9 protein-coding genes, 2 tRNA genes and 1 pseudogene are annotated in these 14,606 nt (G+C 72.7%); 7 read left to right on the forward strand and 5 right to left on the reverse strand.

The window, feature by feature from the left end; translation table 11 throughout:
* Positions 1-215: pseudogene (locus tag ACFY1T_RS11045) on the forward strand (RNA helicase); the annotation flags it as partial.
* A gap of 162 nt (positions 216-377) precedes the next feature.
* Positions 378-450, forward strand: a tRNA-Lys gene (locus tag ACFY1T_RS11050).
* A gap of 176 nt (positions 451-626) precedes the next feature.
* Here the strand turns inward: ACFY1T_RS11050 and ACFY1T_RS11055 are convergent.
* On the reverse strand, positions 627-1,163 hold the full coding sequence (locus tag ACFY1T_RS11055; protein WP_390787880.1) for a hypothetical protein: 537 nt from the start codon (positions 1,161-1,163) through the stop codon (positions 627-629).
* A 516-nt stretch (positions 1,164-1,679) separates the two neighbouring features.
* Between ACFY1T_RS11055 and ACFY1T_RS11060 the strand changes: the two genes are divergently transcribed.
* From ACFY1T_RS11060 to ACFY1T_RS11075, 4 genes are all read left to right on the forward strand, one after another.
* A complete protein-coding gene (locus tag ACFY1T_RS11060) occupies positions 1,680-2,537 on the forward strand; it encodes a DUF4231 domain-containing protein (RefSeq protein WP_390787881.1) in 858 nt (285 codons plus the stop codon).
* 880 nt (positions 2,538-3,417) lie between these two features.
* Positions 3,418-3,491, forward strand: a tRNA-Met gene (locus ACFY1T_RS11065).
* Positions 3,492-3,631: 140 nt separating this feature from the next.
* Positions 3,632-4,882 (forward strand): PP2C family protein-serine/threonine phosphatase, encoded by a 1,251-nt coding sequence (locus ACFY1T_RS11070; protein WP_390787882.1) that lies wholly within the window; start codon positions 3,632-3,634, stop codon positions 4,880-4,882.
* A gap of 293 nt (positions 4,883-5,175) precedes the next feature.
* Positions 5,176-6,201, forward strand: a complete 1,026-nt coding sequence (locus tag ACFY1T_RS11075; protein ID WP_390787883.1) for a M23 family metallopeptidase — start codon at positions 5,176-5,178, stop codon at positions 6,199-6,201.
* Here ACFY1T_RS11075 and ACFY1T_RS11080 read toward each other — a convergent pair.
* The 4 genes from ACFY1T_RS11080 to ACFY1T_RS11095 form a co-directional block, all read right to left on the reverse strand.
* Positions 6,110-7,477, reverse strand: coding sequence for a PrsW family glutamic-type intramembrane protease (locus tag ACFY1T_RS11080; protein WP_390787884.1), 1,368 nt, complete (start codon positions 7,475-7,477; stop codon positions 6,110-6,112). The genes ACFY1T_RS11075 and ACFY1T_RS11080 overlap by 92 nt on opposite strands.
* Positions 7,478-7,529: 52 nt before the next feature.
* On the reverse strand, positions 7,530-8,312 hold the full coding sequence (gene trmB, locus ACFY1T_RS11085; RefSeq protein WP_390787907.1) for a tRNA (guanosine(46)-N7)-methyltransferase TrmB: 783 nt from the start codon (positions 8,310-8,312) through the stop codon (positions 7,530-7,532).
* Between the two features lie 108 nt (positions 8,313-8,420).
* The gene (gene lhgO, locus ACFY1T_RS11090) at positions 8,421-9,638 is read right to left on the reverse strand and encodes an L-2-hydroxyglutarate oxidase (protein WP_390787908.1); all 1,218 of its coding nucleotides are present in this window, start codon (positions 9,636-9,638) and stop codon (positions 8,421-8,423) included.
* Positions 9,639-9,895: 257 nt separating this feature from the next.
* Positions 9,896-11,515 carry a sporulation protein gene (locus ACFY1T_RS11095; RefSeq protein WP_390787885.1) on the reverse strand — a complete coding sequence of 540 codons (1,620 nt, stop codon included), beginning with the start codon at positions 11,513-11,515 and terminating at the stop codon, positions 9,896-9,898.
* A gap of 741 nt (positions 11,516-12,256) precedes the next feature.
* On the opposite strand from ACFY1T_RS11095, the gene ACFY1T_RS11100 reads away from it, so the two are divergent.
* Positions 12,257-14,440, forward strand: a complete 2,184-nt coding sequence (locus tag ACFY1T_RS11100) for an asparagine synthase-related protein (RefSeq protein WP_390787886.1) — start codon at positions 12,257-12,259, stop codon at positions 14,438-14,440.
* Positions 14,441-14,606 lie beyond the last annotated feature (166 nt).

Raw genomic sequence — 14,606 nt, forward strand, 5'->3', positions numbered from 1 at the left:
GCGACGACCGTCCCTCCAGTGGCTTCAACCGTGACGACCGCGGTGGCGACCGTGGCGGCTTCCGCCGCGACGACCGTCCGTCGGGCGGCTTCCGCTCCGGCGGCAGCGACCGCCCGTACGGCCGCCGCGACGACAACCGCCCCTCCGGCTCCGGCTCGACCGGCTCCTTCGGCGGCCGCCGCGACGACAAGCCCCGCTGGAAGCGCAACGGCTGATCCGGACTCCCGGACCAGCGGCTGAACTGACTGCCTGACAGGGCCCCCACGACACCGTCGTGGGGGCCCTGTCGGCGATTTGTGAGCCGCGCCGGACCCGGTCAGCCGATACTCGATCGGCTGACGGTTGGTCTCCGGCTATGCTCTGGGGTGAGCACCCACGGGCCATTAGCTCAATTGGCAGAGCAGCGGACTTTTAATCCGTTGGTTGTCGGTTCGAGTCCGACATGGCCTACTGCTCGCAGGCGGGGGTCAACCCTTCCGGCCTGCTGCCAAGCGCCCCGACCGGCTCCGGCCGATCGGGGCGCTTCGGCATTCCCGGCCCGATGCGGGACCGTCGCCGCCGGAGCGCCTTCGCGCGCTTGCCCGACTCGCGCCCACACGACCTGTCGGCGCAGGGGGAAGGGCGCGTCAGGCGTCGTCGGAGGCCGTCGCCTTCAAGAAGCGCTCGACTTCACTGGCGACACCTGGTTCCGCTGTCGATGCGCGGGATCCGAGACGCGTGGAGCCCTCGTGCACTCCGAGCCCGCCCACCCACACGTACCCGAACGACGACTCGCCGTCGATGTACGGACTGACCTGGATGTCCAGCTGCTTGAGCTTCGTCGGGGGCGCCGCGAGGTAGAGGGTGGCCGTCACCCTTCGCTGGGGATAGAGGTTGAATTCGCGGATGCGGTCGGAGCCCCTCTCGTCGATGAAGGCGCCGTGCCCGTCCGGACCCACGCGGACTTCGTAGTGGTCCGGATGCGAGCTCAGAGAGATCGAGAAGTACTCGGAACCACGGTTCTCGAACGTCACCTGGAAGCAGATGTACGTCAGCCCCTTGGCATCCTGGTCACGGCCGCGCGGTGGTACGGCCTTCCTGAGGCCATGCACGCGCACGCGCAGGCCGGCCCACTCCTTGGACTGATACTCCTGCCAGTCCCCGACAACGTTCGGCACGTCCACGACTCCACCCCCGGTTAGGCCGTGAAGCCTAGAGCGGGCAGGTCCCGGCGGGGAAGCCGCAGCGTTGAGCGCATGGCCACGACCTCTCGCAGCGCCCGTCCGCACCTATGGAATGGGCGCAGCGCAAAGAGGCGATGCGTCGCACGCACAACAGCCGGAGCGGAGCACCGCCGTCCCGAGGGGGGATGGCTGACGCTGCTGATTTGGTGAAGGAGCCAGCGTCAAGCAACACGCGGTCGCCACTCTCCGGGGGGAGATCCTTACCAGGAGACCAACTCGATGACACCTTGCAATGGATTTCGATCATGGCTCGAATCTGACTTCAACGGGTCTCGCTCCTAGTCGGAAGGGCTGTTTTTTGCCATGAGGATCTTGGCTCGACTTCACCTAGCGAGAATGGCCCGTAAGTCGCTCTTGCTCACCCGTTGAGTCGGATTTACGCTCGCCAACTTGTGTCGCTGAAGGTCCGGATATTCAGCGACTTCTGGGATGAGTGGAACTAGGCGGGTGCCGCGAATGAGTCAGGGGAGTACTGAGTCGACTGCTTTCATCTCTGAGGCGGATGAGGCGCAGCGTCAGCTGGATTACCGAGACAGCGTAAAGATCTTTGATGAGATCGAAGATGATCTTCGGACTTCGCGGACGTTCCAGAGGATCTACGCCCTGTCCCTGATGGGTGGCGTCACCCTCACCTTCCTCCTGGGCTACACGGTCATCGTGGGGCTCTGGGAGTCACAGCCTGTCTTCACTCGGTGGGCTGGCCTCATCATCGTGAACTGCCTATGGATCGCGATGGGATGGGCACTATGGAAGAACCGTAAGAAGATCGTGAGCCGGACCGGTGCGCTGCGCAACGCGCTCCAGGACAGGCAGACCGCCGCCGCCAAACTCCCCCTCGACTCGCCCTCCGGGCTCCGTATCTATCGCGAAGCGTCTCTTGATCTGATTGATCAGTATCGGAAATCGGCGAACAAGAATCGACGGATCCACAACTTCTTTCAGGGCATCATCATCACTGGGTCGATCGTCACGTCCACGCTTGCTGCGATGAATGAGGGAAGTAGTCAGGTTCTACGGCTGTCCGCCTCTGCCCTGAGTGCACTCGTAGGTATTTCGGCCGGCGTGACTGGATACTTCAAATTCCGTGAGCGCGGATACAACCTCCAGTCGACGGCTGACGACATTGAGAAACACTACAATGCGTCACAATTCATGCTCGACGAGTACGCAGGTCGAGACGACGAAGCGCCGCTGCCTGAGGCTGACCGGCTCAGGATGTTCGCGCGCTACGTGGAACGGCTGAAGGAAGAGCAGAGGAAGCGCGAGCTTCAGCTTGAAACGTCCAGCTCCGGCAACGAGGAGCGTACGGGCTGATGTTCGTTCAACGTGTTCTGCCGAGCCGGCGCCGTGGACGTGATGGAAGGCTAGAAACCGAGAGCAACTTCGCCGAGCCCAGGCGCTGACGTGGTTTTCCGGAGACCCACCGTGAGCTCGCACGTAGCCAGGTGGCTCCTCGCCCCACGCTGGCAGTGGAAAGCCCGACGGCTCATTGCTGCTCATGGCACATCTATGTCCCACACGACTGCCTGGTGCCTCGTCGCGCTCGCACGAGATCCGGGGTACATCCCGTTCGTACGCCACATCGTTGCTCAGCGGCCGCCAGGCGAAGCGCCGGCGCCGGGGGTAGTCCTTGACTCGTGGCAAGGCCTCGAGCCGCGTGAGCAAGCGAGACGTATCGCCTGGCTGGATCGGCATAAGGCAACGCCTCTGCACCGGCTGGGTGTGCCTGAGGAGGTCATTGAGCTGGCCGGCCTGCATGTAGTTGAGTGGCGGCTTCCTCCGGGGCGAGATGTAGCTTCCATCGTTGCCCAGGACCGCCGCCGCTCCTCAGGTGATGTCTCGTAAGCCTGAAGTCGTCTGTTGACCTGCCAAGGGGGCCACCCGGTCGGGAGACGAAGAGCAGCAACTCAGGGCAACTGCGCTGGGCCTCGACCACGCCCTGCCCGCCGTGTTCACGGCCCTGCTGGCGGCCGGGATCACGGTAGACCGGCGCGGCTCGCCGTCGCGGTGGCTTTGCTGTGGCAGGTCCCGGCGGGGTGACCCGCCGTCCCGTTCCGCCTGGCCGTGGGCTGATGCGAGGCTTCTTTCCGGCCGTTCGTACGGCTCTGACCTGCAGATATGTCGGTCCTGGAGGTGGCGGGGAGGTTAATTGGCGCAAGCTCTCCCCGCGATGACGTAGAGTTGTGTTTACCGACGCGGGGTGGAGCAGCTCGGTAGCTCGCTGGGCTCATAACCCAGAGGTCGCAGGTTCAAATCCTGTCCCCGCTACTCAGTACGAAGGCCCGGTTCCCCTTGGGAGCCGGGCCTTCGTCGTTTCCCCTCCTCTTTTCCTTGCGCGCCGCGCCCTCACCCGATCGGCCCGGGCCGGGTCGCCGTGCGGCCCCCGCTGCCGCCAGCCTTGAGGGGCGATGCGGTGGCGGCCCGCACCCGCGCGAGGGACCGGGCAGGAGAGCGGCGTGTTGGGGCAGGGGCGGCAGCAGGGCGGCGGCGACGACCCGGGCGGAAGCGCGGAGGGCATCACCGGTCGCGGCAACGGCACCGGCACCGGTGCCGCCCGCAAGGTGGTCCGCGCGCTTCCGGCCGTGCTGATCGCCGTCGGACTGGCCTTCGACCTGCTGACCCCGCCCGGCTACACCGGATCCCCCTTCTTCTCCGCGGCCCCGCTGATCGCCGCCCCGCTCTTCTCCCTCCTGGTCACGCTCCTCACCGGCGTACTGGCCTCGTTCGCGGTGGTCCTGCTGCACCTCCTCAACGGCACCACGTGGAGGGTCGAGGCGCTGACCGAGCTGGTCACCGTCATCACCGTCTCCGGGCTCGCGGTCCTGATCAACCGGGTCGTCCGGCGCAGCGGCGAGCGGCTCGCCTCCGCGCGCGGGATCGCGGAGGCCGCCCAGCGCGCCGTCCTGCCGAAGCCCGCCGAGCGCATCGCCGGCCTGCACGTCTGCGCCCGGTACGAGGCCGCGCAGGCCGACGCCTTCATCGGCGGGGACCTGTACGCCGTCCAGGACACCCCCTACGGAGTGCGGCTGGCCGTGGGAGACGTACGGGGCAAGGGGCTGGGTGCGGTCGAGGCCGTGGCGGTGGTCCTCGGGGCCTTCCGGGAGGCGGCCGAGACGGAGCCGACGCTGGAGGGCCTGGCCCGGCGGCTGGAGCGGGCGCTCGCCCGCGAGGGCACCCGGCGCGACAGCCTGGACTCGGTGGAGGGGTTCACGACCTGCGTGCTCGGCGAGATCCCCACGGGCGCTCAGGTGCTGCGCCTGGTCAACCGGGGCCATCCCGAGCCGCTGCTGCTGCACGCCGACGGGAGCCTGGCCGTCCTCGCCCCGGCGGAGCCGGCGCTCCCGCTCGGCATGGGGGAACTGGCCGAGGCCTGGCCGGACCGGGCCGAGGAGTGGCCCTTCCCGAGCGGGGCCACCCTGCTCCTGTACACGGACGGGCTGACCGAGGCCCGCGACGCGGCGGGGGTCTTCTACGACCCGGCGGCGCGGCTGACCGGCCGCGTCTTCCCGGGCCCCGGCGAGCTGCTCGGCGCGCTCAGCAGCGATGTGCGCCGGCACACGGGCGGCGGGGCGACGGACGACATGGCGCTGCTCGCGGTGGGCCGGCCGGGAGAGGGGGAGCCGGAGCGGCGACGTACCGTCCCCGTGGTCGCGCCGTGACGGTGAGTGAGTGAAAAGATCTGTCCTGAAAGGTTTATGACGGATCGTCAAGGGGTGTGTGTGGCTGGAGAGATGTGGATCTTGGTTGATTTTTGCCCGAGTTGATCCGCTTAAGTCGCCTTAGTGATGGCCAAGGCCGCGCGGAGGGTGGCTGATTATTGCCAACGATCCATCGCAACAGCTTGGAATCACTCCCCTCCGTATATTACCGTTCGATAACGCAGCGCGGTCGTCCCAGCCGTCGCAAGAGACGGCGCCGTGCGCGTGTGCGTCCCCCTGAGGAGTGTGGCCCGGTGGCCTCCAACTCGCCTGCCCCCGAAGGCATAGAGCTCCAGGAAGAGCCCACCGCGGGCGCCTGGGGTGAGTGGAACCCCACCGAGGACTCGGCCCGCCCGCCGCGCGGCAAGCACCGGGTCGCCAAGCAGCGCGGGGGACTTGCCCGCAGCTCCACCGTGCTCGGTGTCGGCGTCATCGCCGCTGTCGGCGCGGGCGGTATCGCCACCGCGCAGGACCGGCCCCAAGTCGCCATATCCATGCCCTCGTTGCCCGACTTCGGCATGGGCGGCGGCGGGGGCGACGGGCAGCGGTACGCGGAGGCCGGAGGCCCCGCGGCGGGCAGCGGCGCCTCCGCCGGGTCGGCCGGCGTCATCGCGCAGCAGGCGGCCCAGCACACGGACGCCGGCGCCACCCTCGTCGGCCGCATCCTCCAGCAGGCCGAGTCCCAGGAGACCGCCGCCGAGGCGCAGTTGCGTGCGCAGGCCGAACGGGAGGCGCAGGAGGCCGCCGCCGCGGAGGCCAAGGCCAAGCGGGAGGCCGCCCAGAAGGAGGTCGAGGACGCCCGGCTGGCCGCCGAGAAGGCGGCGAAGGAGGCCAAGGAAGCCGCCGACGCCAAGGCCGAGCAGGAGCGGACCGCCAAGCCCTCCGGCAGCTACTCCCTCCCCACCTCCGCCTACACCCTCACCTCGCACTACGGGGACTCCGGCTCCATGTGGTCCTCCGGCCACCACACCGGCCTCGACTTCGCCGCCCCGACCGGCACCCCCGCCAAGGCCGTCGGCGCCGGGAAGATCACCTCGGCCGGCTGGTCCGGGGCGTACGGCTACCGGATCGTGCTGGAGCTCGAGGACGGTACGGAGATCTGGTACTGCCACCTGTCCTCGATGTCGGTGACCTCCGGCTCGGTCGGCGCCGGCGACACCATCGGCCGCGTCGGCGCCACCGGCAACGTCACCGGGCCCCATCTCCACCTGGAAGTGCGCAAGGGCGGCTCGACGGTGGACCCCCTGGCGTGGCTGGAGTCCAAGGGGCTGAACGTTTAGGCAGCGGCCGGCCGACGGGCGTCGGGCCGGAGGGCATACGGCCGGGGGCCGTCAGGTCGGTGGGCGTCCGCCTGGCGGGCGGTACGAAGACCCGCTCCAGGGGCTCCAGGGGCGCGAGCGGGACCGGCCGGGGCGGAAGGAGCTCCTCCAGGACCGCGGCCCGGGCCAGCACGGGCCCCGCCGTCGCCCTGCGCAGCCACAGCCGGCGCAGCAGCTCGCGCTCCCGGCAGGCGAAATCCGGCACCCCCGCCGGACCCCCGTGCCGGGCCCGGTGCCGCAGCAGGGCGAGCGCGGCCGCGTCCGCCTCGTACAGGGCCACGGCCCGGCCCGCCGCCCGGCCCCCCGTGGACCGGGCCAGTGCCCGGGCCAGCGACCGGGCCGGCATGGACACCAGCGCCGGCACCTCCGCCGGTCGCAGCCAGCCCGCGGCCGCGTACACCGCCAGCTCACCGGCGACGGCCCGCAGCCGGCGCCGCCTTATCCGCACGGCCAGCCACAGCAGCAGGGTGAACACCGGGACCATCACGCAGCCGTAGACCACGTAGAACCCGTACTCCCCGAACCGCGACGAGCTGTTCCACAGCGCGTGCAGACCCATCGCGGCCAGCAGCCCGAGCAGCGGCAGCCCGATCCGGCGCACCCGGCCCGCGCCCAGCGCGGCCGCGCCGAAGCCGAGCCCGGTGAGCACCGTGAACAGCGGGTGCGCGAACGGTGAGACCACGATCCGCACGAAGAAGGTCGCGGCCGTCACCGAGTCCAGCGCGGCCGCGCCGCTCTCCACGTCCTCGCCGAACGCGTTGCCCAGGTAGAGGACGTTCTCGGTGCACGCGAAGCCGGTGGCGGTGAACCCGGCCACCACGAACCCGTCCGCGGGGCCGGTGAACTGGCGTCTTCGGAAGGCGAACACCAGCAGCAGGGCGGCCGCCTTGGCGCTTTCCTCGACCACCGGGGCGATCGCCACCGAGCCGAGCCGGTCGGCGGCCGAGGCGTCGGCGGTGGCCTCCGCTATCCACTCGGTGGCGAAGTTGTTGGCCAGTATCGCGATCAGGGCCGCGGTGCAGGCGCCCCAGCCGAAGCAGAAGAGCAACTGCGCCCAGGGGCGGGGCGCGGCCCGGCCGAGCCACCGGAAGGCCGCCAAGAGCGGCGGCACCGGCAGCACGGCCAGCCCGAGGCCGACGAAGAACCCCGCGGTGCCTGTCTGCTCCCGCACGAGTTCGAGGATCGCCAGCCCCGATACCGACAGCACGGCGAACACGCACGCACGGGCTCGGAACACACGATGACTCTAGCGAGCCACTCTGACACGCGGAGTGACGTACGTGGTTTCTCTACTCGTTCGGGGAAACGCGGCCCCGGCGCGCGAACAGCAGATCGTGGACGACGTGCCCCTTGTCGAGGCCCTGCCCCTCGAAGCGGGTGAGCGGCCGGAAGTCGGGCCGCGGCGCGTAGCCGCCGTCCGCCTGGGTGTTCTCGAACTCCGGGTGGGCGGAGAGCACTTCGAGCATCTGCTCGGCGTACGGCTCCCAGTCGGTCGCGCAGTGCAGTACGGCCCCGGGGGCCAGGCGGGTCGCGGCCAGGTCGAGGAACTCGGGCTGGATCAGCCGCCGCTTGTGGTGGCGGGCCTTGGGCCACGGGTCCGGGAAGTACACGCGCAGGCCGGAGAGGGAGTCGGGCGCCAGCATCTCGCGGAGCAGGATGATGGCGTCGCCGTTGGCGACGCGGACGTTGGTCATCCCGCCGCGCTCGGCGAGCGCGAGCAGGTTCCCCTGGCCGGGGGTGTGCACGTCGGCGGCGAGGATCCCGGTCGAGGGATCGGCGGCGGCCATCTGCGCGGTGGCCTCGCCCATCCCGAAGCCGATCTCGAGCACGACGGGGAGTCCGCCGAACATGTCGTCGAGATCGATGACGGAATGCCCGTCGATGTCGAGCCCCCAGGTCCCCCAGAGCCGCTTCAGGGCTTCGCCCTGTCCGGTGGTGACCCGGCTGCGCCGCGGCTGGAAGCTCCGGATCCGCCGCTCGTGGTGCGAACCGGCCGGATCGGGGGCGGGCCCGTCGGGAAACCGCGGCTCGGTCCGCCACTTCGGGGGCACGTAGGAATTCGCCTCCGGCACGGTCTCCGGGGCGCTGGGCTGGGGGGTGAGGGACTCAGACACAATGCCCAGATTCTACGACCCCGCCCCCACCCGTCCGCCGACACGGAGCGCCGTCGAGGCCCGGCCTCAGGAAGCGCGCAGCGAGGCCAGCGCCCGGCGGGCGATCTCGCGCCCGATCGGCAGCGAGGCGGTGGCGGCCGGCGACGGCGCGTTCAGCACGTGCACCGCCCGCGGCCCCTCCTTGATCAGGAAGTCGTCCACGAGCGTCCCGTCCCGCAGGACCGCCTGCGCCCGGACCCCGGACCCGGCCGGTGCCAGGTCCGCCGCCGAGACCGCCGGCAGCAGCCGCCGCACCGCCTCCGTGAACGCCTGCTTCGACAGCGAGCGATGGATCTCGCCCGCCCCGTACCGCCAGTGCCGCAGGGCCATCCGCCAGGAACCCGGCCAGGCCAGCTCGTCCGCGACGTCCCGCGGCCGGACCACGCCCCACCCGTACCCCTCGCGCGCCAGCGCCGGCACGGCGTTCGGCCCGACGTGGACCCCGCCGCCGATGCCCCGCGTCAGGTGCACGCCGAGGAAGGGGAACGCCGGGTCCGGGACGGGGTAGACCAGCCCGCGGACCAGGTCCGGCCGTGCCAAGTCGTAGTACTCGCCGCGGAACGGCACGATCCGCATGCCCGGGTCGTCCCCGGCCAGCCGCGCGACCCGGTCGCACTGCAGGCCCGCGCAGTTCACCAGCACCCGCGCCCGCACCACGAGCCCCGCCGTCGTCCGCACCGCGATCCCGCTCGGCCGCCGCGAGATCAGGTCCACCGCGCCGCCGTACACGATCTCCGCCCCGGAGGACTCCGCGAGCTGCCGCGCCACCTGCCCGTAGTCCACGATCCCGGTGGTGCCGACGTGGATCGCGGCCAGGCCCTGCACCTGCGGCTCGTACTCCGAGATCTGAGCCGGGCCCAGCTCGCGCACCGGGATGCCGTTCTCCCGGCCCCGCTGCACGAGCGCGTGCAGCCGCGGCAGCTCGTCCCGCCCGGTGGCGACGATCAGCTTCCCGGTGACCTCGTGGTCGATGCCGTGCTCGGCGCAGAACTTCACCATCTCGGCGGCGCCGCGCACAGCGAAGCGCGCCTTGAGCGATCCCGGCTTGTAGTAGATCCCGCTGTGGATCACCCCGCTGTTGCGGCCCGTCTGGTGCCGGGCGGGGCCGGACTCCTTCTCCAGCACCACCACGCGCGTCCCCGGAGCCAGCTGTGCCAGGGCGTGCGCCGTCGACAGGCCGACGATGCCGCCGCCGATCACCAGCACATCGCAGTCGACCCTGCCCGCGTTGCCCACGCCGCCCATGCCGCCGCCCAAGCCGCCACCTCCCACCCCTGCATACTGCACCCCGCCACTGACAATGCGGCCACGCGGGTCCGCACCCGCGTGGCCCGCCGGCTCTCCACCGCGCCATCCGGCGACGTCCCGCCTGTGTCACCGCCGGCTCTCCACCCGCGCCACCGGCGGCCCCACGCCCGCGCCATCCGCCGACGTCCCGCCCGTGTCACCGGCGGCTTCACACCCGTGTCACCGCCGGCGCCACGCCCGCGCCACCGGCAGCCCTACGCCTGCGCCACCAGCAGCGGCCGTGCCCGCTCCCGCAGCTCCGCCACGCGCGGCTCGTCCCCGTACGGTTCGAGCCGGTGCAGCAGGTCCCGTACGTACTCGGTCGTGCGCGCCGAGGAGATCCGGCCCGCGACCTCCACCGCCCGGGTGCCGGCCGCGCACGCCGCGTCCAGATTGCCCGACTCCAGCTCCGCGACCGCGCTGACCACCAGCCGCAGCCCGTGCGAGCGCACGTACTCCTCCGTCGGGCGCGAGAGCGCCTGCTCGGTGAAGCGCCGGACCTGCCGCGGCAGCTTGAGGTCCCGGTAGCACTCGGCCGCGTCCGCCGCGAAGCGGTCGTACGAGTAGAAGCCGAGCCAGGTCGGATCCGGGTCGCCCTCGCGGGCCCGCTCCAGCCAGCCCTCCGCCGCCCGCAGCGCAGCCCCGGCGGCCGCCGAATCGCCCGCCTTCGCGTGCGCCCGCGCCTCGACGAGCCGGAAGAAGCTCATGGTCCGCGCCGTGGCCAGGCCGCGGTTGCGCTCCACGGCAGCCTGCGCGAGGTCCACGCCCTCGTCGGGGAAGTCCCGGTACGTCGCCTGGAGCGACATGGACGCCAGTACGTACCCGCCCAGAGGCACGTCGGCGGCCGCGCGGGCCAGCCGCAGCGCCTGGATGTAGTAGCGCTGGGCCGCCTCCTGCTGGCCGGTGTCGAAGGCCATCCACCCGGCCAGCCGAGTCAGTTCGGCGGTCGCGCCGAACAGCGCGCGCCCCACGTCGTCGCTGTACGAGCCGAGCAGCAGCGGCGCCGCGTCGACGCGCAGGCATTCGGGCACCATCGACGAACGCCAGTCCCCGCCGCCGTACTTGGAGTCCCAGCGGCGCGCGTCCTCGGCCGCCTCGCGCAGCTTGGTCACGTCGCTGTGGCCCACGCGCTGCGGCGCCGGGTCGTACAGCCCCGCGACCGTGGCGGGCGCCGGCGGGGCGTGCGGCGTTTCACCCGAAGACTGCGCGGGCAGACCCGATGACGAAGAAGAGGACGAGGACGCGGACGCAGCCGCGGAAGAAGACGGCGAAGAGGACATCGGCGAGGGCGATGCCGTGCCCGCCGCCGGCTCGCGTGACGCCACGGTCTCGCGGGGCGGGGCCGCGGGTTCGCGGGCCACCGAACCGTCCGCGGGAGATATCAGCCAGCGCGAGGCGGGCGTCGCGTAGGCGGACACCGCGAAGGAGCCGGCCAGCGACTGCCAGATCCCGCCACTGCCGCCCGCACCGCCCCGGCGGCCGGCGAGGTCGAGCCGGTACAGATCGGTGGCCGAGCGCACCGCCTCGCCCACGTCCCGCGGGAAGGCCAGACCGACCTCGGGCGCGGGGTCCGCGTCCGCCAGCCCGATCTCGTGCAGCGGCACCGGCCGCCCCAGCTTCGCGCCGATGGCGGCGGCGATCAGATGCGGGGCCGCGCCCTGCGGCACCATCCCCTTCGACACCCACCGGGCCACCGACGTCTTGTCGTAGCGAAGCGTCAGGCCGCGTTGTGCGCCGAGGTCGTTGACCCGCCGGGCCAGCCCGGCGTTGCTGATGCCGGCGAGGGCGAGGACGGCGCCGAGCTTCTCGTTGGGCTCGCGGAGCTCCCTGGACATGCGCCACCCCTCGTCACACGCGGAACGCACACAACGCATACGCCGCCGGGGCATAGTTGCCCGGCATTTCGTAAACCCAGCGTAGTTCCCCGCCTCCCAAGCGTTAAGGCCCCGACTTCCGGATGGCGGGATTGTTGTCCGCCCGCACAGTCGGGGCGGGGTCCGCGCCGCGGGCGCACGCCCCCTTCCGTGCTCCGTGCGTGTGGCCGTGCGCCCGCCCGTGCGCTCTGGCCGGTCACCGGACCCGGCGATTCGATGTGCCCTGCGTGGGTCGGCCCGCCGCGTGGAACCGGCGGGCCGGGGGATGCCGCTGCCTCAATCCCCGCGGGTGGCGGAACGGTCCGGGGGGTGGATCCCGCCTCCCGGACCGCGCCCGCGGGCCGGTGCCGCCGGGCGGCCCGCAGGGCCCGCGGCGGCGCCACGTGCGGGGCCGGTGCGCCCGCGGCGTACTCGCGGTGCGCCCGTGGTGGGGCCGCGGCGCGGCCCCGGCACGACCCCGGTACGGCCTCAGTACGGCCGAAGAATGGCCGAAACCGACCTATGGGGCGGTGGGAACGGAACGCCAAATACCGCGTGTCCACGGCGTGTTCGTTTGCATGTGCGCCCTCCTCGGCCACTCTCGCACGCCTGTCTCGTGGCAGCATGGACCCCGAGCCACCCGGGGTCCCGTTCGGCTGCGCCCTCAGCGCTGACCACGACGTTCCCACCCCGGTCAATTGCCCACAGGCTGGGGAGGCGGCGGTGCGCTGGTTGGTCGGGTGGAGCAGTATCGCCGCGAGCTTCGGCACGGCCGGCCGCGTCGGCGGACAGGGCGGATCCGGCCCGCGCGACCATTCGAGCGGCGGCCCCGTGAGCGGCGGCCTCGCGGACGCCGACACCGCCCACCCGGACGACCCCGCGGAGCGCACCGTCGTACCGGTCGGCGCCCAACTGCTCTGGGGAGACCCCGACCCCCTCTGGGCCGTCGGCGACTGGCGCCCCGACGAGATCCGCACCCTCGCCGCCGACCCCGCCGACCCCTTCACCCGGCTCGCCGTCCTCGGCTGCTGCGGCGCCACCGACGCCGAGCTGCGCAGCGCCCTCCTCGCCGCCCGCGGCGGAGCCCTGCGCCACCTCACGCAGTGGCCCGGCAGCTACACCGCCGTCGTCCAGACCGGCCGCCGCATCACCGTGGTCGGCGATCTCGCGGGCGCCCGCCCCGTCTTCCACACCCCCTGGGCGGGCGGGACGGCGTACGCCACCGCCGCACTCCCCCTCGCCGACCTCATCGAGGCGCAGCTCGACATCGGCCACCTCGCCACCCTGCTGGCCTGCCCCGACAGCCCGGAGGCACTGGGCGACGGCACACCGTACGTCGGCGTGCGGCGCATCCCGCCCGGCCACGCGCTGATCCTGCGCGAGGGCTCGCGCGAGATCACCGGGTACGAGCCGGTGGCCTCCCTCGCGGTGGCGGCGCCCACGGCCGACCCCGACCGCGCGGTGGAGGGCGTACGCGAAGCATTGGTGGATGCCGTGCGCGCCCGGCTCACGGCGCCGCGGCATGCCCCCGACACGCCGCCCCACGACCCCGGCCCGGTGCCCGGAATGGGCCCCGCCGACCGGCGCGCGGCCCGGGGCGCACCCGCCCCGGTACCGGGAGTGGGCGCCGACCTCTCCGGAGGCAGCGCCTCCGCGACCCTCGCCCTCCTCGCCGCCGGCCTGCCCGGGGCACCCGGCACGGTGATGAAGCAGTCCGGCGAACGGCTCCTGGCCGTCACCTTCAACGACCTCGCCACCCCCCAGGGCCGCGAGGCCGAACTCGAACGCGCCCGGGCCATCGCCGCCGACCCGAGGCTGCACCACGTGGTCGTGGCCGCCGCCGCGGAAGCCCTCCCGTACGCCGACCTCGACGGCCCCCTCACCGACGAACCCGGCCCCTCCCTCGTCACCGCCGCCCGCGAGCGGCGCCGGCTGGCGGCCGGCTCGGCGGACCACTTCGTCGGGCACGGCGCCCGCCAGGTCCTCGACGCCCACCCGGCCCGGCTCGCCGACCTCCTGATGGACCGCCGCAGACGCCACCTGCTGCGCCCGGTCGCCGCCCTGGCCCGCTCGGCCCCGGGCGACTCCGCCCTGTCCCTGCTGGTCCCGTTCTCCGTCTACGCGGCGGCCCGCCGGCTCGCCCGTACGCCGTACCGCGCGGGCATGGAGGCGGCGGCGGCCCGGCTGCGCGAAGGGGCCGTGGCGGGGGGCGCGTCGAACCCGGTGGACGCCTCGCTGGCGGCCCTGACCTGGTCCCGCCCGGGCCCGGCGGCGGGCTGGCTGACGGGGGAGGCCCTGGCGGAAGTATCGATCCGTCTCGCCACCGCCGCGGGCCGCCCGCCGCTGTCCCTGCGCCCCGGCGAGGCCCGGGCCCGCGCCGCGCTGACCCGGCACGCGGCCGACCACCGCGTCTTCGAACAGGCCGTGGAGGTCCGCAGCCAGCGCCTGCACGCCCCGTTCCTGGACAACCAGGTCGTACGGGCGGCGCGCGCCCTCCCGGAATCCCTGCGGGTCCAGCCGGGCGCCCGGGCGGCGATCCTGCGCACCGTCCTCTCCTCGGCGGGCGTACGCGAACTCCCCCCGGGCTGGGGCGCCCCGACCCGCACCCCGAACGAAACGGCCACCCGCCTGGGCCTCGGCGCAGCGCTCCCCTCCCTGCTCTCCCTCTTCGCGACCCCGCTCCTGGCGGACGCGGGCCTGATCGAGGGCCGGGTGGTCCAACAGGCCCTCCTGGACGCGGCGGAGGGCCGCCCGGTCCCGCTGGACGGTCTGGCGGAACTCGTCTCGATGGAGTTGTGGCTGGGCCGCCTCCTCTCCCGCCGCGGCACGTGCTGGACGGGCACGTCCACCCCCCGCCGCAGAGCGGTCCCGGAGGGCGTCCCCACTCCCCGCCCGGCCCTCTCCTGACCGCCCGCCGTCCAACACCGGCCCCGGGCCGCCCCGGACGGCACGGCCTCGGTGTTCGAGGCGCGGGGTCACCGGGGTGCCGCGCCGATCGGGCCCGACCACGGGAGCCCGGCACGTGCGGGGTCGCCCGTCCGGAGTTCCAAGAGCGGCGCCGTGGTCGCCCACC

The sequence above is a fragment of the Streptomyces sp. NPDC001194 genome (assembly GCF_042896985.1).
Lineage (GTDB): Bacteria > Actinomycetota > Actinomycetes > Streptomycetales > Streptomycetaceae > Streptomyces.

Excerpts from the sequence above, each read along its gene's own strand:
- ACFY1T_RS11060 (WP_390787881.1), top strand. The coding sequence starts at position 1,680 with ATGAGTCAGGGGAGTACTGAGTCGACTGCTTTCATCTCTGAGGCGGAT.
- ACFY1T_RS11070 (WP_390787882.1), top strand. The coding sequence starts at position 3,632 with ATGCGGTGGCGGCCCGCACCCGCGCGAGGGACCGGGCAGGAGAGCGGC.
- lhgO (WP_390787908.1), bottom strand. The coding sequence starts at position 9,638 with ATGGGCGGCGTGGGCAACGCGGGCAGGGTCGACTGCGATGTGCTGGTG.
- ACFY1T_RS11095 (WP_390787885.1), bottom strand. The coding sequence starts at position 11,515 with ATGTCCAGGGAGCTCCGCGAGCCCAACGAGAAGCTCGGCGCCGTCCTC.